Below are 20026 nucleotides of genomic sequence, written 5' to 3'. Positions count from 1 at the left end.
AATGATGGATTTGATTGTATTTACATCGTGCGATGATCATACCTTGACAGTACTCAACAGTACAGGAATTTTCGATTAGCTGAACATTAAATTTCGTTAACTTGTGACGCTTAAAATACTTATCCAATCTGGATGAGCTAGGAGCTTTTAATCACAATATGATGAAATTGCCGCTTAGTAATGCGGTGGCCTTTCGTTCACCGGCCCTTGCCCGGCGTCGCGCAGGATGCGGACATGCTCGGCCAGCTTGGCCACCATGGCCTCCAGCTGGTCGATACGGCGGCCCTGCTCGTAGATGGTCTGGTTCAGCGACTCGACCAGGTTTTCCTGGTGAGCCAGCTTGATCTCGATATCGATGAAACGGTCTTCGTCGTTCACGGCGCTTCCTGAAATGAAAAGAGCCGCATTATGCCAGCGGCTCTTGAATGGCGCCGGCGCTTGCCGCGCCGGCATGCTGCCGGATGGTCCCGGTCAGCCCTGGTGCCAGGGCGTGAACTCGATGCCCGTCTTGAAGGTGCCGACCACGTTCACCTGGTTTTCCAGGCTCTCGCTGAAATCGATCAGCATCTGGGTACGCACCGCAGCCTTGTCCGGATTGCTGTTATTGCTCAGGGTATCCATCCAGTACTTGAAGCCTTCGGGTTCCGGATCGCGGCCCAGCACGTTGTTGTACAGCTTCGTCACGAAAGTCGCATCGGTCGGGTTGGCGCCGTACAGGGTGTTGAACTCGGGCTGGTTCATGAATTCGCGGGCCACATCGGTGATCGGGCTACCGCCTTCCATGCGCCACATCCAGTAACCCATGCCTGCGGCCTCGGCCGGACGTCCGAGGACGGCCGTATAAAGGCGGAAGATCTGGCCGGCGATGCCGTCGACATCCAGCGCCAGCCAGCCGTCGTCGAACTGGACGCGCTCGACATTGATCAGCGAATCGTGACCGTTATTGCCGGTCTTGTCGGTGATGCCGTAGCCCCAGGCCTCCTGGGCCACCGTGTAGTTGGTGTGCGAACCGGCGTAGACGACGGTGTCGGTGCCGGCGCCGCCATCCACTGCGTTATTGCCCGCGCCCGGCTTGAGCGTATCGTTGCCGCTGGTGCCGGTGATGTTCGCCGAGCTGTTGATGGTCCAGCTTGCGCGGGAAGCGGCGTTGGTGCCGTTGTCGGCCTGGTCGAGCGAGACCACGCTGACCGTGTAATTGCCGTTCGGCAGAGGCGACGTCGGCAGGTGCCAGGTGCCGTCGCTGCCGACGGTGGTGCGCCCGATCGTCTGCAGGTCGCCGGCGCGCACCAGTTCGATCGTGGTGCCGGCCTCGCCCGTACCGTTGAACGTGACCTGGTTGCTGCCGCCCAGATCGGTGGGCAAGGGATCATAGGTCGGCTTCACCGGCGGCGTGGCGTCGACCTTGAAGCTCGCCGCATCACTGGCGACTGAAACATTGCCTGCAGCATCGGTCGCGGTCGCGAAGACCGAGTAGTTGCTGCCATCCGCATACGTGCTGAGCTTCAGCGTGTACAGGCCGTTGGTATCGGCGGTCGCCGTGCCGACCAGCATATTGTTGTCGCTGGCATAGATCTTCACGATCGAGCCGGCTTCCGCCTTGCCGGTCACCAGCGGCGTGTTGCCGGTCGCGTAACCGTTCACGTTCTTGGTGACTACCAAGGTCGGCTTGGCAGGGGCCACGGTGTCGGCCGCCAGGACGTCCGCACGGGTCGCGCTCATGTCCGCAAACTTCAGGATCTCGATCGAGCGCAGGGTGTCCATGCCGTCGATGCCGTCCTTGCTCATCACCGTCATGTCGCCGTTCGACAGTTCAGCAAAGGTGTAATTGCTGCGAACGCCGCGGAACACGGCGGTATCGATTCCATTTCCTCCATCAATCATGTCATTGCCTCCATCGCCTTCAAGCGTGTCATTGGCGTCGGTACCCGTCAGGGTATCCGGGCCATTGGTACCCGTGATATACCGGGCTCCGGTTGTCGAATTGATGCCTAGTGCGCCGCCGAGACCATCCTTGCCGTAAAGCCAGTTCAGGGCCGCGACGTCGAATTGCTGGTATGTCGTATAGGGTCCACCGACGTTGGTGTACGACATCAGGGTATTGCTGGTGTTGTCTTGCGCCGCCGGCAGGACGATCGGGTTCGGGTTGTCGCTGTTCGGATCCCAGAACGTATGCTTCAGGCCGAGCGCATGTCCCATTTCATGCAGCAGGGTCTGATACCCTCTTCCGCCAGGCGCCAGATTGCTGTTGGCCGCGCCGAACTGGACATTGTCGAGATAGACATAGGCATCCGCGTCGTAGCTGACCAGCCTGTTGGTGCCGGGTTCGTACTGGTACGAGCTTTGCCAGCTGCACAGACCGGTGACATTGCTGGTGATGATGTCCGCATTGCAGAGGTGGATCTGCGCAGCGTCGCCATTGCTGGTTTCGACGAAATGAATGCCGGTCAGCTGATTCAGATAGCCGCCATCCTTCAACAGCTCCCGTACCACGGCTTGCTGGGCGGTCGAAAACGCCTGCTGGTTTCCGTAAAAAATACTCTGCGTGCTGGAAGCGCTCTCATTCCCTGAAGTCACGGAGAACGTGAAATAGAGAACATTGCTCTGTCCGGATGCAGATGTGAAATAATTCCAGTCAGGCCCCGTATCGAGCAGGGCATCGATATGGTTCAGTCCAGAAGTAGGAATAACGGTGATGTCGGATACGGTTGCCATTAGTTAACTTCAGTGTTGATTGTGACAAAGTCACTTCAGGAAAGTATTTCCTGCTCAACAGTTGAAGTCAAATGAGAATTTCAATCGTGCGCACCCCTTGGCATCCCAACAAGGCTTATCTGCAACGAATAATTCTGAACATTTGCCGTCGTTAAACTGATGTCAACGTCCGGCAAATGTTTCTAGCTGGCAGTCTTTGGCGTCGCCAGCAAGGCCTTGAGATTGGCCAGGCGCGCCTTGGGGCTCAGTACTTCATCTTCTTTCGGCGGCGCGTCGCCGACCTCGAGCGCCATCTCCTTGATGAAGCGGGAGGGGTCACAATGCATCAGCTCGCCCGCGCGCTTGCGCTTCTTGCACCAGGTAACGTGCAGGGTGCGCTGGGCGCGCGTGATGCCGACGTACATCAGGCGCCGCTCTTCCTGGATGCGCGCGGCGATGCGCTCGACGGGGTCGTCCGGATCGCCCTTGTGCGGCAGGATCCCCTCCTCGACGCCGACCAGGTAGACGTGCGGATACTCCAGACCCTTGGACGCGTGCAGGGTCGACATGCGCACCGCGTCCTGCTCCTCGTCCTGGCCCTCTAGCATGGACATCAGGGCCACCATCTGGGTCAGCTCGAGCAGGTTCTTCTCTTCACCGTCGCGATCGCGCCCGCCGCGCCCGCGCTCCTTCAGCCAGTTGGTGAACTCGAGCACGTTCTGCCACCTGGCCTGGGCCGCCTTGTCGTCGAAGTTCTCGTACAGGTAGTGCTCGTAGTTGATCTCTTTCATCATGTCATCGAGCAGCTCGGCGGCGTGATCGCCGCTGCCGGACGGCCCCGGTCGCGTGGCGCGGTCTTCCAGCTCGTTGATCCAGTGGCAGAACTCGCGCAGCGGGATCAGCTGGCGGTCCTGCAGCCGGGCTTCAAGGCCGCCCTTGAAGGCGGCCTCGAACAGCGAGCAGTTCCACTGCTTCGAGACTTCGCCCAGCACCTCGATGGTGGTCATGCCGACCCCGCGCTTGGGCGTGGTGACGGCGCGGATGAAGGCCGGGTCGTCGTTCTGGTTGGCGATCAGGCGCAGATAGGCGATCACGTCCTTGATCTCGGCCTTGTCGAAGAAGCTCTGGCCGCCCGAAATCGTGTACGGAATGCGTTCCTTGCGCAGCGCCTGCTCGATGATGCGGGCCTGGTGGTTGCCGCGGTACAGGATCGCGTAGTCGGTCCACTTGTTCTTGCGCTGGAAGCGCTCGGACGAGATCATGATCGCCACCTGGTCGGCCTCGGTCTCCTCGTTCGGCATGCCCAGCACCTTGATCGGCTCGCCTAGGCCGTGCTCGGACCACAGCGCCTTCTCGAACAGCTTGGGGTTGTTGCCGATGACCGCGTTGGCGGCCTGCAGGATGCGGGTGGTCGAGCGGTAGTTCTGCTCGAGCTTGATGACCCGCAGGTCCGGGAAGTCGGTCTGCAGGGTCTTCAGGTTTTCGACCGAGGCGCCGCGCCAGGCATAGATCGCCTGGTCGTCGTCGCCCACCGCGGTGAACATCGGCTTCTTGCCGAGGCCCGTCACCAGCAGTTTCACCAGCTCGTACTGGCAGGTGTTGGTGTCCTGGTACTCGTCCATCAGCAGGTAGCGCAGGCGGCGCTGCCAGCGGTCGCGGATCGGTTCGTTATTCCGGAACAGTTCCACCGGCAGGCGGATCAGGTCGTCGAAGTCGACCGCCTGGTAGGCCTGCAGGGTCGCCACATAGCTGCGGTAGATGCGCCCGGCCTGGGCTTCGTCTTCGTCGTGCGCGTCGCGGATCGCATCCTCGGGGTCGACCAGGCCGTTCTTCCACAGCGAGATCGCGTTCTGGATGCGGCGGATCTCCTGCTTGTCGGTGGTGACGGCCAGGTCGGAGACGACGGTATAGCAGTCGTCGCTGTCCATGATCGAGAACTTGTCCTTCAGGCCGACGCCGGCCGCCTCCTGGCGCAGGATCTTGACGCCCAGCGAGTGGAAGGTCGACACGGTCAGCTGCTTGGCCTGCTTGGGCTGCTTGAGCAGCTTGCCGATCCGCTCCTGCATCTCGAGCGCCGCCTTGTTGGTGAAGGTGAGCGCGGCGATCGTGCGCGGATCGTAGCCGCGGTGCTCGATCATGTAGGCGATCTTCTGGGTGATCACGCGCGTCTTGCCGGAGCCGGCGCCAGCCAGCACCAGGCAAGGGCCGTCGAGATAGAGCACGGCTTCGCTCTGCGGACCGTTGAGGCCGAAATTCGGGGTCGACATGGGATAATTCTTGCAGGACTGCCAGTGGGTGAGCTCATCATTTTAACGAAGCTCGGCCATGCACGCCGAAAACATTTCAGGAAAAGTGCGTTATGTTGTGGCTTGTCAGCACGCTATCCGCCACCATATAGCGCTTTTACGGCTGCCCATGCGAGAGACAAGAACATGAAATTTGAACACCTGATCGAGATTAACGACCCGCTCAACCCGCTCGCGGACACCATGACCCGCGAACAACTGTGGCGCGGCCTGGTGCTGCGCGCCGAAGACCCGAAGATGTTCATGCCCCACCTGGACGAATGCACGATCGGCGAGCGCCAGAGCGGCAGCTTCGCGCGCCGCCTGCGCTACGGCGAGCTGGTGATCGACGACGTCGTGCACCTGAGCCCGCTGCAGGAAGTGCGCTACGAAGTCCCGGCCCAGGGAGAAATCCCCGCTTCGCGCATGACCATGACGATCGAGGCGCCGAGCGAAGGCGTGATGTGGGTGCGCTTCCTGTACGACGACGGCAATGTGTCGGCGACCGACGAGATGGGCAAGATGTACGAGGACTTCAAGAAATCGGCCTACCAGGAAGCCGATATCGATACCATCAAGATCGTGCGGCAGCTGGCTTCGGAAGGGAAGCTGGACTCGACGTATCTGAATTGAAGTCGCGCGTGGGCAGGTATCACGTACCCGGCTCGACCTCGTCCGGATCGATGTCGCTGCAACCCTTCACGATATTCGCCGCCAGGTCGCGCAGCGCGGTGCGCACGCCCTCTTCCACCACCGGGTGATAGAAGGGCATCTCCAGCATCTGCTCGACCGTCAGGCGCGACTGCACCGCCCAGGCCAGCAGGTGGCCGATGTGCTCGCCGCGCGGGGCGATCATCTCGGCGCCCAGGAAGCGCCCGGTGCCGTATTCCCCGTACACCCGCAGCACCCCCTTATTCTGCAGCATGACGCGGCTGCGGCCCTGGTTCTCGAAGGAAACCTGGCCGATCGCGAACTTCGGCCTGCCCGGCCCGCACAGCTGCTTGTAGCTGGCGCCTAGGCTGACGATGTTCGGCTCCGTGAAGGCGATCGTCAGCGGCGCGCGGCGCAGGCCGGGGCGGATGTCCGGGTAGCGGCCGGCATTGTCGCCGGCGATCTTGCCGTGGTCGGCCGCTTCCGGCAGCACCGGACGCTCGTTGTTGGCGTCGCCGGCAATGAAGACGTGGCTATTCCCGCACTGCATGGTGCGGCTGTCGAACAGCGGCACGCCGTTGGCGCCCAGTTCCAGGCCCAGATGCTCGATGCCGATCCCGGCCACGTTGGGGGTACGCCCGGCCGCCTGCAGCACACACTGGAAGCGCGTCAAGCGTTCCTCGCCATTCTGGCGGATGGTCAAGGCAACCTCGTCCCCGTCCTGCACGGCGCTGACGATCTCGGACTGGAAGTGCAGGTCGATCTCTTCGGCCAGCGCGCGCCCGGCATTGCGCAGCACCACCGGGTCGGTCAGCTGGGCCACGCTGCCGCCGCGCGCGAACACGCTCACGCGCACGCCCAGGCGGGCGAGCGCCTGGCCCAGCTCCAGCCCGATCACGCCGGTGCCGATCACGGCCACCGAACGCGGCAGGTCCTGCCAGTAGAACACGTCGTCGCTGGTGATCACGCCGGGGCCGACGTTTTCCAGCTTGGGCAGGCGGGTCGGGGTCGAGCCGGTGGCGATCACGATGCGCGCGGCCTCGACTTCCGTATGGTCGTCCACCACCAGGGTATGCGGCCCGGTGAAGCGTGCATAGCCGCGCAGCTTGTCCTGGTCGGGGATATTGTCCACGCCTTCCAGCACGAAGCCGACGAAGCGGTCGCGCTCGCGCCGTACGCGCTCCATCACGGCCACGCCGTCGACGCGCTTTTCGCCTGCGTGCACGCCGAAGCTTGGCGCGGCATCGATGAAGTGTGCGGCCTCGGCGGCGGCAATCAGGAGCTTGCTGGGCATGCAGCCCACGCGCGCGCAGGTGGTGCCGTAGGGCCCGCCCTCGATCATGACGGCGCGCGCGCCCTGGGCTTTCGCGGAACGGTAGGCCACCAGTCCCGCGGTGCCGGCGCCGATGACGGCGACATCGACCTTCATTTTCTGCATAGTCATCTCCGGTAGTTCGCGGACAAGACGATACGCTATTTTCGGGAAACGCTCAGGGCATCACTCGAGTTGGAAGATGTAGCGGACGTAGAACACCGCCTCCGCCGGAATGCCGCCGGGCTTGGGGTAGCGGCGCAGGGCCCGGTCGGCCACGGCGCCGAGCGCTTTCTCGAAGCCGCCGGTCACCATCGGCGTCTCGCGGTCGCGCAGCACGTCGCCATTCAAGATCCCGAGCAGCTGGTATTCCTGGATTGCGCCTTTCTTCAGCTCGATCTTCGGCACCGCCGGCAGGAAGCGCAGCGTCACCTGTCCGCCTACGCCGTAGGCCTGCGCCAGCGCCGGGTACCTGATCTCGGCCGACAGCGTCGACATCACCCCGACCACGTAATTGCACATCGCGAGCTGCCATTGCGGCCAGGTCCGCAGCTCGGCGACGAAGCGGTCCATGTTGTCGCTGGCCGCCGGGCTGACCGCGCATGGCGCCAGGACCTGCCGGCCCGGCGATGCCTGGATGCGCCCTTTGCCGGACCACCAGATCGCGGCCGCGACGTCGGCGCCGTTTTCCGGCGCGGCATAGCCGGCCGCCATGCGGTCGGCCGCTTCCTTCATGCCGCTCTGGTAAGCCTGGGAGTAGAACAGCACCGCGCGGTTCCAGTCGCGTGTCACGCACACGGCGTGTTCGTACATGGTACCCGCCAGCAGGGAGACTTCGGCATGGCCCCGCTTCAGCCCGGCCTTCAGCTCATCGACGGCGCCGGCACAATCCCTGGCTTCGATCCGGCTGGTAACGGCGGCCGCCGATTCCTGGCCCGGCGTGGCGGCGCCGGCGCAGGTGCAGAGCGGCAGTGCGAGGACGCCTGCGAACAGGCGAAGGAGCAAGGCGAGGCGGCACGGCATGTCCAGGTTCTCCGGCAAGCGTCAGATATCGAGTGGATCGACCTCGAGCGACCAGCGCACCCGCGACTTCATCGCGCGCAGGGCATCGACCCAGACTTTGAGGAAGGCCTGCAGCGCCGGACGCGAATTCGATTCGACCAGCAGCTGGGCACGGTCCACATTATGCACCCGGGTCATGGTCATCGGAATCGGATCGTTGAGCACCACGGCGTCGCTGGACAGCGCGTCGCGCGCCTGCTCCAGGAAAGCGATCGCGGTGGCCAGTTCCGGCGCCTCCGCGCGCAGCAGGGCCTGGTACATGAAGGGCGGCAGCGCGGCCTGGTGGCGCTCTTCCAGCAGGGAGCCGGCGAAGCGGTCGTAGTCGTGCCGCATCACCGCGCCGTACAGCGGATGCTGGCAGTAGCGCGACTGGATCAGCACCTCGGATTCGAGACCGGCGCGGCCGGCTCGTCCCGCCACCTGCATCAGCTGGGCGAACAGGCGCTCGCTGGCGCGGTAGTCCTGCGAGAACAGGGCCGTATCGGGATTGAGCACGCCCACCAGGGTCAGGTTCTTGAAGTCGTGGCCCTTGGCGACCATCTGGGTGCCGATCAGGATATCGACCTCGCCGCGGTGCACGGTATCGAACGCGGCCTGGGCGCTGCCCTTGCGGCGCGTGGAGTCGGCGTCGATGCGCAGCACGCGCGCCTCCGGGAACAGCGACTGCAGGCCTTCCTCGATGCGCTGGGTGCCGCGTCCCAGCGGCTGCAGGTCGATGTTGCCGCAGGTCGGGCAGGAATGCGGGATGCGCAGCTCCAGCGAACAGTGATGGCAGCGCAGCCGGTGCTCGGGCCGGTGCAGGACCATGAAGGCGGTGCAGCGGGTGCAGTTGCTGATCCAGCCGCAGGCATCGCAGCTCAACACCGGCGCATAGCCGCGCCGGTTCAGGAACAGCAGCGACTGTTCGCCGCGCGCCATGCGGTCGCGCAGGGCCGCGATCAGGTGCGAGGTCAGGCCTTCCTTTGGCTTGTCCTTCTCCATGTCGACCAGTTTCACACGCGGCAGCACGGCGTCCTTCACGGCGCGCTCGCGCAGCTCCAGCTTGCGATAGCGGCCCGTCTGCGCGTGGTGCCAGCTCTCCAGCGAGGGCGTGGCCGACCCGAGCACGATGGGGATCTGGAGCTGGTGGGCGCGCCACACGGCCAGGTCGCGCGCCGAATAGCGCAGGCCTTCCTGCTGCTTGTACGAGGGGTCGTGCTCTTCGTCGATGACGATCAGCTTCAGGTGCGGCAGCGAAGCCAGGATCGCCAGCCGCGTGCCCAGCACGATGCGCGCGCGGCCCTGGTGGGCGGCCAGCCAGTGCAGCATGCGTTCGCCCTCGGACAGGCTGCTGTGCAGGGTCGCCAGCATCACGCCCGGGAAGCGCGCGCGGATGTTCGCCTCCAGCTGCGGGGTCAGGTTGATCTCGGGGACCAGGATCAGGATCTGGGCCTCGCTTTCCCTGGCGAGCACCTGGGCGCAGGCCTGCAGGTAGACCTCGGTCTTGCCGCTGCCGGTCACGCCGTACAGCAGCAGCGGATTGAAGCCGCGGGCCTGGCCGATGGCGTCGGCGGCCTGCTGCTGGGCCGGATTCAACACCGGCATCGCGGCCGGCGCCGGGTCGTGGGTATCTTCGATCTTGCCGAGCTTCTTGAGCGCGCGGTCCAGCGCCACCGTGCTGCCCAGGCGCAGGTTTTTCGGCAGGCCGGGCATCGCCACCTCGCCGAGCGGGCGGTGGTAGTAATCGGCGGCGAAACGCGCCAGCGCCAGCCATTGCGGCGACAGCGGCGGCAACTGGCTGCGCACCGCCAGCGCATCCTTGAGCTTGTCCAGCGGGACATCGGTCTCGTGCTTGACGGCGACGATCACGCCCACCGCTTCGCGCCGGCCGAAGTTCACCAGCGCCAGCTGCCCGACCTGCGGCTCGCTGCCGGGATCGCATTCCCAGCGATAGTCGAACACGCTGTCGAGCGGGGTGTCGAGCGCGATTTGTAAGATGCAGTAGGCCAAACCGGACCCTATTCTTAACACTGTGGGGACTGTGGAAAACTTTGTGGAAAATGGAAAACTTGACCGGGACAAAGGTTTACGTTAGCTCAAAGCACTTAGCAATTCCTCAAGTTCACAAAAAAATTTCTCTTTTAAATTCAGTTACTTGCCTGTGCAACCTTCCTGCCACCGAAATCCGGCATCGCTCGGCCGCTTCTGTGCATAACTGGCCATTTCCGGTGAAGAACTCAAGCGCAGTGCAGCAAAAACTTGATACAACACTTGAAGAAATCGCGTAAACCCCGGTAAACCAAGGACTTTTCAACATTATTCACAGAAGCTGTGTATAACTTTGTGAACAATGCGCTGTCAACTTGGGCAGTTGCCTTCCGAGGGGTCGATACGCCACTCTGGCGCTCTCGCCAGCCCCGGCATAAATCACAATGAAATCAACGACTTACCAATATACATCCAGTACTGTACATTTCCACAGCCCGGAATGGGAGAGTTCAAGAATTTGTGAATAAGTGTGATTATGATGCGCCGCAGGCAGCGGCGCAGCCATCGGGCTTTGTCAGCGCTAGTACGGCGAGACGATGCAACGCAGCCATAGGGCTTTGTCAGCGCTCAGGCCTGGCGCTGGCGGCGGCTGAATTCATGTACCGCCTCGACCATCGCCGTCACCGACTCCGGCGGCGTGAACTGCGAGATACCGTGGCCGAGGTTGAATACGTGGCCATGGCCGGTCGACGGCGTGCCGTAGCTGCCCAGCGCCTTCTCGACTTCGGCACGGACCTGCTCCGGGCCAGCCATCAGCACGGCGGGGTCCAGGTTGCCCTGCAGGGCCACGCGGTCGCCGACCAGGGCGCGGGCGCGGCCCAGGTTCACGGTCCAGTCCAGGCCGAGCGCGTCGGCGCCGATGTCCGCCATCTCGTCCAGCCACAGGCCGCCGCCCTTGGTGAAGACGATTGCCGGAATCCGGACGCCATCCTTCTCGCGCTGCAGGCCGGCGACGATGCGGCGCATATAGTCCAGCGAGAAGGCCTGGTAGGCGCCGTCGGCCAGCGCGCCGCCCCAGGAATCGAAGATCATCACGGCCTGGGCGCCGGCGTCGATCTGGGCGTTCAGGTACTGCGTGACGGCCTGGGCGGTCACGTCCAGGATGCGATGCATCAGGTCCGGACGCGCATACAGCATCTTCTTGATCGTGTGGAATTCGCGCGAACCGCCGCCTTCGACCATGTAGCAGGCCAGGGTCCACGGGCTGCCGGAAAAGCCGATCAGCGGCACGCGGCCGTTCAGGGCGGTGCGGATCTGGGTCACGGCGTCGAATACGTATTGCAGCGATGCCATGTCCGGCACCTGCAATCTGGCGACGTCTTCCTCGGTGCGCACGGTGCGTTCGAACTTCGGGCCTTCGCCGTCTTCGAAGTACAGGCCCAGGCCCATCGCGTCCGGCACCGTCAGGATGTCCGAGAACAGGATCGAGGCATCCAGCGGATAGCGGTCGATCGGCTGCAGGGTCACTTCGGTGGCGAAATCCGGATTCTTGGCCAGGCCCAGGAAGGAGCCGGCGCGCGCGCGGGTGGCGCGGTATTCCGGCAGGTAGCGCCCCGCCTGGCGCATCAGCCATACCGGGGTGTAGTCGGTCGGCTGGCGCAGCAGCGCACGCAGGAAGGTGTCGTTCTGAAGCGGGGCGAATTGTGGCATGGCTGGCAACCTGAATGAAGGCGCCCGGCGCGCGGGCAAACTTCTATTATCGCATCCCCCGACCCATCCGTACGCATCCTTCGTGACAGGCCGGTGCGCACTTATAATGGACGCCTACCTTTGCCAGGACCGACCATGCCCGAATCCTCCCGCAAACAGGCTGCCCCCTGCGGCGCCTGGGCCTCCCCCATTACCGCCGCCGTCGTGGCCGCCGGCTCGACCCCGCTGTCCGGCGTGCTGCTCGACGGCGCCGACCTCTACTGGCTGGCCGGCCGCGCCAGCGAAGGCGGCCGCACCACCCTGCTGCGCCAGCGCGACGGCCGCGTCGACGAACTCACGCCCGCGCCCTTCAATGTGCGTACCCGCGTGCACGAATACGGCGGCGGTGCGGTGCTGGTCGCGGACGAGCGCGTGTGGTTCTCGAATTTCGCCGACAACCGTCTTTACCGGATTGATCTCGGCGGGAGCGAACCGGTACCGGTCAGCGAGGGCGGCGCCCTGCGCTGGGCCGACTTCGTGCTGGACCGCATTCACAAGCGCCTGGTCGGCGTGCGCGAAGACCACTCGGCCGGCGAGACGTATCCGGTCAATACCCTGTGCGCCCTCGGCGCCGACGGCACCCAGCTGGTGCTCGACGACGGCTACGATTTTTACTCGTCCCCGCGCATCTCGCCGGACGGCAAGCAGATCGCCTGGCTGTGCTGGAACCACCCGCGCATGCCCTGGGAGGGTACGGAACTCTGGCTGGCCGACATCGCCGCGGACGGCACCCTGGCCAACGGCCGCCTGATCGCCGGCGGCGACGAGGAAGCCATCGTGCAGCCGGAATGGTCGCCGGGCGGCATCCTGCATTTCGTCTCCGACCGCAGCGGCTGGTGGAACCTGCACCGCTACGACCACGGCGTGGTGTACCCGATCTGCCCGCGCGAGGCCGAGTTCGGCCTGCCGCACTGGGTCTTCGGCCAGTCGATGTACGGCTTCCGTTCGGACGACGAGATCGTCTGCGCCTATATCGAGGGCGGCGTCAGCAAGCTGGCGCGCCTGGACGCCCGCAGCGGACAACTGACGCCCATCGACACGCCCTACCAGGAGATCCGCGAACTGCGCGTGAGCGGCGATACTGTCGCCCTGCTGGGCGGCGCGCCGACCGTGGCGGCGGAGGTGGTGCGCATCGACCTGGCTGCTGGCCATCGTGAGGTACTGGCGCGCTCGATCGAGCAGCTGCCCGAAGTCGGCTATCTGTCCGTGCCGCAGACGATCAGCTATCCCAGCGCCAAAGGCCGCACTTCGCATGCCTTCTACTATCCGCCGACGAATGCCGGCTTCGAAGCGCTGCCGGGCGAGCTGCCGCCGCTGATGGTGATCGGCCATGGCGGCCCGACCGGCATGGCCAGCAGCACCCTGAAACTGGCGACCCAGTTCTGGACCAGCCGCGGCATCGCCGTGCTGGACGTGAACTACGGCGGCAGCACCGGCTTCGGCCGCGCCTACCGCGACCTGCTGAAGGAACAGTGGGGCGTGGTCGACGTCGAGGATTGCGTGGCCGGCGCGCGCTATCTCGCGGACCAAGGCCTGGTCGACCGCGAGCGCCTGCTGATCCGCGGCGGCAGCGCCGGCGGCCTGACCACCCTGTGCGCCCTCGCCTTCCACGACGTGTTCAAGGCCGGCGCCAGCTATTACGGCGTGTCCGACCTGAAGGGCCTGGACGCCGACTCGCACAAGTTCGAGTCGCACTACAACGAATACCTGATCGCGCCGAAGGCTGAAGCCGACGCCGTGTATGCGGAACGCTCGCCGATCAACCACACCGATAAACTGCGCCGCCCGATGATCTTCTTCCAGGGCCTGGACGACAAGGTGGTGCCGCCGCCGCAATCCGAGGTGATGGTCGAGGCCCTGCGCGCACGCGGCGTGCCGGTCGCCTATCTGACCCTGGAAGGCGAAGGCCACGGTTTCCGCAAGGCGGACAGCATCGTGCGCACGCTGGAAGCGGAGCTGTATTTTTACCTGCGCGTGTTCGGCATTCCCGTCCCTGCCGACCTGCCTGGCGTCGATATCGAGAACCTGACTGCATGAGTGTGGAGGTTCTCGGCGCGATCTTCGAAGCGTGCATTGAAAAGCGCAAGCTGATCCTGGCCCTGCTGGCCCTGGCCGGCGAGCCGATGGGCCGGCGGCGCATCCACGAGCATTTGCTGCCGCTGGGCGAAAGCGCGGTCGAGGACGACCTCGCCGATGATCTGGAAGCGCTGCGCGCGGACGGCCTGATCGGCGAGCTGCCCTCGCGCGGCTACGTGGTCGCACCGGACCTGGCCTGGCCGGCGATGGCCTGGGCCCTGCGTGGACGCCGCCTGAACGAGCTGCGCGAGGTCTACCACCTAGTGACGCCGCTGCGGCTCGATTGGCAGGGCACGCCCATGCTGCGCAGCTACCGCCAGGGTGTGGCCCTGCTGCGCATGGCCCTGCTGGCCGGAGAAGGCCCGAAGACCATCGCACCGCTGCTGGCGGCCTGCCTGCGCTGCCACGAGGCGGCCTACCTGCATCCGCTGGTCGACATCTGCGCCCGTCCCTTCGAGCCGGAACTCATCGAGCGCATCAACGGCGCGGTGCGCGACGAGGTGCTGGCGGTGCTGGTCAACCACGTCCAGCGCGAGCCGGCCAGCGCGCCGCCGATACGCGCCTACGCCGAGGAACACGTGGCCCAGGGCGGTGCCTCGATCGCCCTGCGCACCGCCCTGGCCGAGCACCTGATCCTGTGCGGCCGCCTGGACGCCGCCGGCGACCTGCTGCACGACCTGGACGAATCCGCGACCCTGTACTACCGCAGCGTCATCCAGCTGCTGCGCGGCGATCCCGAAGAAGCCCTGGCCGGCTTCGACAAGGCTTTAAAGGCCCTGCGCAAGGAAACCGGCAAGAGAAAAGCCATCTTCGAAGGCATCGGCGGCCACCTCTACATCACCGCCCTCTTGAAGAGCAGCGACCCGAAGCACGCCAAGGCGCTCGATACCTACCTGGAATCGGCCACCCGCGCCGTGCAGAGCCACGACACCGCCGTCTACCAGCAACTGTCGATGCTGCGCCAGATCCGCGGCGGCACCGTCGACGCCGAAGTCCTGCCCTCGCGCAACTGGGAGACCTCGCTGCAGCCGGTGATGTTCCGCGCCCTGCTGCACTGGTGGCTCGGCATGCCGCAGCTGGCCGAGCGCAAGGCTTTCCTGGAACAGCAGATGGAGACGGCGGAAGCGGCCGGCTTCGACTTCATCGCCGCGCAGATCGGTTCCGTGCTGGGCCAGCTCGGCATGGTAGGCGTCGACCGGCGCGCGATCGAACTGCGCCAGCGCCACCGCTTCACCGACATGGCGCTGTGGTTCGAACGCGAGCAGGCCTGGGAGCGCCAGCTCAACGCCCTGATCAACCTGCAGCCGGCCGTCAACGTCGAGGTGGTGAAGGAATCGCGCCTGGCCTGGCTGGTGGGCTGGGACGAGCACCTGGGCGTGCGCGCGCTGGAGCCGCGCGAGCAGAAGCGCGACGTGCAGGGCGGCTGGACCCGCGGGCGGCCGCTGGCCTTGAAACGCCTGGCCGAGGATGCGGCGGAGCTCGACTTCCTGACGGCCCAGGACGTACAGGTGGCCGGCACCATCGGCGCCTACCGCTACTACAGCGGCACCGGCATGCGCTACGAATTCGACCTCGACAAGGCGGTGGCGCTGCTGGCCGGCCATCCGCTGCTGTTCTGGATGGATTCGCCCGGCACCCGCATCGAACTGCTGCCCGGCGAGCCCCAGCTGATGGTGCGCGCCGGCGGCGGCAAGGTCACGATCTCGCTGAACCCGCCGATGCGCGAGCAGCAGGGCGAGGTCGTGGTGACCAGGGAGACGCCGACCCGCCTGCGCATCGTCCGCATCAAGGAAGAGCACAAGCGCATCGGCGCCATCGTCGGCGAAGGCCTGGAAGTACCATTGGAAGCGGAAAAGCGCGTGCTGCAGGCGATCAGCGCGATCTCCTCGATCGTGACGGTGCAGTCGGACATCGGCGGCAGCCCGGCCGACATCGAACAGGTGGACGCCGACATGCGCCTGCATATTCACCTGCTGCCCTACCAGCAGGGCTTGCGCGTGCGCGTGCTGGTGCGCCCGCTGCCGGACGCCGGCCCCTTCCTGGAACCCGGCGGCGGGGCCGAGAGCATCATCGCGGACGTGGCCGGCGTGCGCGTCGAGGCGCGGCGCGACCTGAACGCCGAGCGCGAGGCCGAACGCCAGCTGCTGGCCGATTGCAAGGCGCTGGAAAACGCCGAGCACGAACACGGCGAATGGCTGCTCGGTCAACCCTTCCACTGCCTGGAACTGATCACCGAACTGCAGGAGCTCGACCCGTCGCGGGTGGTGGTCGCCTGGCCGGAGGGAGAATCCTTCCGCATCACCAAGAAGGTATCGTCGAAGTCGGTGCGCCTGAACATCCGGCGCGACAAGGACTGGTTCGCCGCCAACGGCGACGTCAAGATCGACGAGAACAAGGTGATGGACTTGCGCGAGCTGCTCGGCCGCCTGCGCGAAGACCGCTTCGTGGCCCTGGGCGACAACCAGTTCCTGGCCCTCACCGACGAGCTGCACCGCAGGCTCACCGATCTGTCGGCCTACACCGATGCGGACGACGAGGCACTGCGCTTCCATCCGCTGGCCAGCTTCGCGCTGGAAGAGATGGCACTGGAGGCCGGCGAAGTCGACGCCGATGCCGCCTGGCGCAAGCACCTGCAGCACATGGCGGCGAATGCCGACTACCGGCCGCAGCTGCCGACCACCCTGCAGGCCGAGCTGCGCGACTATCAGGTCGAGGGCTTCGAATGGCTGTCCCGCCTGGCCCACTGGGGCGTGGGCGCCTGCCTGGCCGACGACATGGGCCTTGGTAAAACCCTGCAGGCGCTGGCCCTGATCCTGTCGCGCGCCCCCGGCGGCCCGACCCTGGTGGTGGCGCCGACCTCGGTGGCCACCAACTGGATGGCGGAGGCGGAACGCTTCGCACCGACCTTGAACATGAAGCTGTTCGGCGCCGGCAAGCGCGAGGCGATGCTAAAGGAAGCCGGGCCCTTCGACGTGATCGTCGCCAGCTACGGCCTGCTGCAGCTGGAAGCGGAGCTGTTCAAGGACGTGCGCTGGCACACCATCGTGCTGGACGAGGCGCAGGCGATCAAGAACGCCCACACGCGCCGCTCGCAGGCGGTGATGTCGCTGCGCGGCGATTTCCGCATGGCCGCCACCGGCACGCCGCTGGAAAACCACCTGGGCGAGTTGTGGAACCTGTTCAGGTTCATCAACCCCGGCCTGCTCGGCACCAGCGACCAGTTCAACCTGCGCTTCGCGGGCCCGATCGAAAAGGCGACCGATAAACGCGCCGAGCTGGCCGCGCGCACCCGCCTGCGCCGCCTCACGCAACCCTTCATCCTGCGCAGGACCAAGGCCCAGGTGCTGTCCGAGCTGCCGCCGCGCACCGAGATCGTACTGCCAGTGGAGCTGAGCCAGGAAGAGATGGCGCTCTACGAATCGCTGCGCCGCGACGCGCTGGAACGGATCGCCACCCTGGAAGCGCCGCAGGCCCAGAAGCAGATCCAGATCCTGGCCGAGATGATGAAGCTGCGCCGCGCCGTCTGCAATCCAGTGCTGGTGGCGCCCGACAGCGGCATCCGCAGCAGCAAGCTGGACGCGTTCGCGCGCCTGGTGGACGAGCTGCTGGAGAACCGCCACAAGGCCCTGGTGTTCAGCCAGTTCGTGGATCACCTGACCCTGTTGCGCAAGCACCTGGACGAGCGCGGCATCCGCTACCAGTACCTGGACGGCGCCACGTCCATGCAGGAGCGCAAACGCCGCGTGGACGCCTTCCAGGCCGGCGACGGCGACCTGTTCCTGATCTCGCTGAAGGCCGGCGGGGTCGGCATCAATCTCACCGCCGCCGATTACGTGATCCATATGGACCCGTGGTGGAACCCGGCGGTCGAAGACCAGGCCTCGGACCGCGCCCACCGCATGGGCCAGCAGCGGCCGGTGACGATTTACCGCCTGGTGGCGCGGCACACGATCGAGGAAGGCATCGTCGACCTGCACCGCCACAAGCGCGACCTGGCCGACAGCCTGCTGGAAGGCAGCGACGTCTCGGCGCGCATGTCACCTGGCGACATGCTGGCCATGCTGCAGGCCGGCCTGGCGGGCGGGCGGGCGGCGCCGCCGCTTACGTGACGTTTTGTTTCAAGTTTCCGCAAAGGCCGGGAATGGTGCTAATCTTGGCGCCCATGATCAAAACGAAACTCGCGCCGAAACTTGCTCTTGCTGTCCTGCTCACCAGCTTCGTGCTGGCGCCGGCCGGCGCGCGCACCGGCAAGGCGGCAAAGCCGAAGCACACCAGCAGCGCCAAGGCCAAGCCGTCGTCGAAAGCCAAAGCCGCCGGCAAGTCTTCGGCCAAAGCGGATAGCAAATCCGCCAAGGGTAAAGGCAAGGCCGTGGCCGCTGCCGCTCCGGTCGCCGCGGTGGCGGCCGCACCGGTTGCCGCGCCAACTTCGCAGAACCGCAACGACCGCTACATGGACTCGCAGTCGATGCAGTTCCTGACCGCGCTGTGGCGCATCGATCCGGAAGGCGGCATCTACGTCGGCAAGTTCGACGCCGCCGCCAAGCTGACCATCCCGGACGCGCCGACCCGCGCCAAGCAGCTGGCCTTCATCGACGAGTGGCTCGAGAAGTTCCGCAAGCTGAATGCCGACAAGCTCTCGCCCAACCAGCGCACCGATCTTGCAGTCCTGATCAACAAGCTGCAGTACGACCGCTGGAAACTGACCGTGCTGCGCGACTTCGAGTGGAACCCGGCCCAGTACAACGTGGCCCAGCCGCTCGACCTGATCATGAACACCGAGTACGCCGCCAAGCCGCAGCGCCTGCGCACCATCCTCAAGCGCCTGGCCGACGTGCCGGCCTACTACCAGGCGGCGCAAGCATCGATCGTGAACCCGACCCGCGAACACACCCAGCTGGCGATTTCGCAGGCACCGGGCACGCTGGTGGTGCTGGCCGACCTCGGCAAGGCGGCCCAGGATTCGGTCCAGCTGACGCCGCAGGAAAAGGTGATCTTCGCGCAGCGCGTGGCGAACGCCGGCAGCGCGGTGCTGGCCTGGGTCGACTTCCTGAGCGACCTCGATAAATCGCAGGAACAGATGCGGCACGCCCGCTCGTTCCGGCTCGGCAAGGAGCTGTACGAGCAGAAGTTCGGCTTCGAGATCGAGTCCGCCAGCACGGCCGAGCAGACCTACCGCAAGGCCCTGGCCGCGCGCGAGGAACTGCTGACCCGCATGGACGGCCTGGCCGACCAGCTGTGGGACAAGACCATGGGCGGCGCCGCCAAACCGGACGACCGCTTCAGGAAGATCGGCATGGTGATCGACAAGCTCTCGCTGCAGCACGTCGCCGCCGCCGACTTCCTGCCCGAGATCCGGCGCCAGATCCCGCAGCTGCAGGACTACGTCATCAAGAACAACCTGGTCTCGATCGACCCGAGCAAACCGCTGGTGGTGCGCGAGACTCCGCTGTACCAGCGCGGCGTGGCCGGCGCCAGCATCGACGCGCCGGGACCGTACCGGCCGAAGGACAAGACCTATTACAACGTCACGCCGCTGGACGGCCTCACGCCGGAACAGGCCGAGAGCAGCCTGCGCGAGTACAACAACTGGATGCTGCAGATCCTGAACATCCATGAGGCGATCCCCGGCCACTACACCCAGCTGATGAACGCCAACCGCTCGCCCTCGCTGGTGAAGGCCCTGTTCGGCAACGGCGCGATGGTCGAAGGCTGGGCCGTGTACGGCGAGCGCATGATGCTCGAATCCGGCTATGGCAACAATGCGCCGGAACTGTGGCTGATGTGGTGCAAGTGGAACCTGCGCAGCGTGTCGAACACCATCCTCGACTACAGCGTGCACGTGCTGGGCATGACGCGCGACCAGGCCATGGACCTGCTGGTGCGCCAGGCCTTCCAGACCCCGCAGGAAGCGGCCGAGAAGTGGCGCCGCGTCCAGCTGTCCTCGGTACAGCTGACCAGCTACTTCAGCGGCTACAGCGACATCATGGAACTGCGCGAGCGCCGCAAGCAGCAGCTGGGCGAGCGCTTCAACCTGAAGGCCTTCCACGACCAGTTCCTCGGCTACGGCAATGCGCCGGTCAAGATCATCGGCCAGCTGATGCAGTAAGCCACGACCCATGGTTCAGGCCCCGCCCTCCCCGGCGGGGCTTTTTTTTGCCTGGGCTTGGCCCTGCCGGACGGTGTTGGCCGGAAGCCGACACCGTTTGGCCAAGCTGTTGTTCCCGGCCCGACT

Annotated in this window: 11 protein-coding genes; 4 read left to right on the top strand and 7 right to left on the bottom strand. The window is 65.3% G+C overall.

The genetic code is table 11. The features are described 5' to 3' along the window. Positions 1 to 174 precede the first annotated feature (174 nt). The 3 genes from AC1DOQ_RS11960 to AC1DOQ_RS11950 form a co-directional block, all read right to left on the bottom strand. Complete coding sequence (locus AC1DOQ_RS11960; RefSeq protein ID WP_477363809.1) at positions 175 to 378, bottom strand: SlyX family protein; 204 nt, start codon at positions 376 to 378, stop codon at positions 175 to 177. Positions 379 to 471: 93 nt separating this feature from the next. After that, on the bottom strand, positions 472 to 2490 hold the full coding sequence (locus AC1DOQ_RS11955; RefSeq protein WP_477363806.1) for a DUF4214 domain-containing protein: 2019 nt from the start codon (positions 2488 to 2490) through the stop codon (positions 472 to 474). 404 nt (positions 2491 to 2894) lie between these two features. Further along, positions 2895 to 4958 (bottom strand): UvrD-helicase domain-containing protein, encoded by a 2064-nt coding sequence (locus tag AC1DOQ_RS11950; protein WP_477363803.1) that lies wholly within the window; start codon positions 4956 to 4958, stop codon positions 2895 to 2897. A 165-nt stretch (positions 4959 to 5123) separates the two neighbouring features. On the opposite strand from AC1DOQ_RS11950, the gene AC1DOQ_RS11945 reads away from it, so the two are divergent. Then, a complete protein-coding gene (locus AC1DOQ_RS11945; RefSeq protein WP_477363800.1) occupies positions 5124 to 5609 on the top strand; it encodes an SRPBCC family protein in 486 nt (161 codons plus the stop codon). 19 nt (positions 5610 to 5628) lie between these two features. On the opposite strand, the gene AC1DOQ_RS11940 is transcribed toward AC1DOQ_RS11945, so the two are convergent. The 4 genes from AC1DOQ_RS11940 to hemE all read right to left on the bottom strand — a co-directional run bounded on the left by AC1DOQ_RS11940 (position 5629) and on the right by hemE (position 11679). After that, the gene (locus tag AC1DOQ_RS11940; RefSeq protein WP_477363797.1) at positions 5629 to 7065 is read right to left on the bottom strand and encodes a dihydrolipoyl dehydrogenase; all 1437 of its coding nucleotides are present in this window, start codon (positions 7063 to 7065) and stop codon (positions 5629 to 5631) included. Between the two features lie 60 nt (positions 7066 to 7125). Further along, positions 7126 to 7962 (bottom strand): hypothetical protein, encoded by an 837-nt coding sequence (locus AC1DOQ_RS11935; RefSeq protein WP_477363794.1) that lies wholly within the window; start codon positions 7960 to 7962, stop codon positions 7126 to 7128. Positions 7963 to 7983: 21 nt separating this feature from the next. Next, complete coding sequence (locus AC1DOQ_RS11930) at positions 7984 to 9990, bottom strand: primosomal protein N' (protein ID WP_477363791.1); 2007 nt, start codon at positions 9988 to 9990, stop codon at positions 7984 to 7986. A 606-nt stretch (positions 9991 to 10596) separates the two neighbouring features. After that, positions 10597 to 11679 (bottom strand): uroporphyrinogen decarboxylase, encoded by a 1083-nt coding sequence (hemE, locus tag AC1DOQ_RS11925; protein ID WP_477363788.1) that lies wholly within the window; start codon positions 11677 to 11679, stop codon positions 10597 to 10599. Positions 11680 to 11814: 135 nt separating this feature from the next. Here hemE and AC1DOQ_RS11920 point away from each other — a divergent pair, with 135 nt between their 5' ends. The 3 genes from AC1DOQ_RS11920 to AC1DOQ_RS11910 are packed head-to-tail and all read left to right on the top strand — an operon-like array spanning position 11815 to position 19900. Then, entirely contained in the window at positions 11815 to 13755 is a 1941-nt protein-coding gene (locus AC1DOQ_RS11920; RefSeq protein ID WP_477363785.1) for a dipeptidyl-peptidase 5, read from the top strand. Beyond that, positions 13752 to 17903: a DEAD/DEAH box helicase gene (locus AC1DOQ_RS11915; RefSeq protein WP_477363782.1), complete on the top strand. Its 4152-nt coding sequence runs from the start codon at positions 13752 to 13754 to the stop codon at positions 17901 to 17903. The genes AC1DOQ_RS11920 and AC1DOQ_RS11915 overlap by 4 nt, the downstream gene beginning before the upstream one ends. Positions 17904 to 17956: 53 nt before the next feature. Next, positions 17957 to 19900, top strand: coding sequence for a DUF885 domain-containing protein (locus AC1DOQ_RS11910; protein ID WP_477363779.1), 1944 nt, complete (start codon positions 17957 to 17959; stop codon positions 19898 to 19900). Positions 19901 to 20026: the final 126 nt, after the last annotated feature.

The organism is Massilia sp. 01N417 (assembly GCF_056399645.1).
The sequence above is the reverse complement of the archived record's forward strand: the minus strand, read 5'-3'. Positions and strand labels throughout refer to the sequence as shown.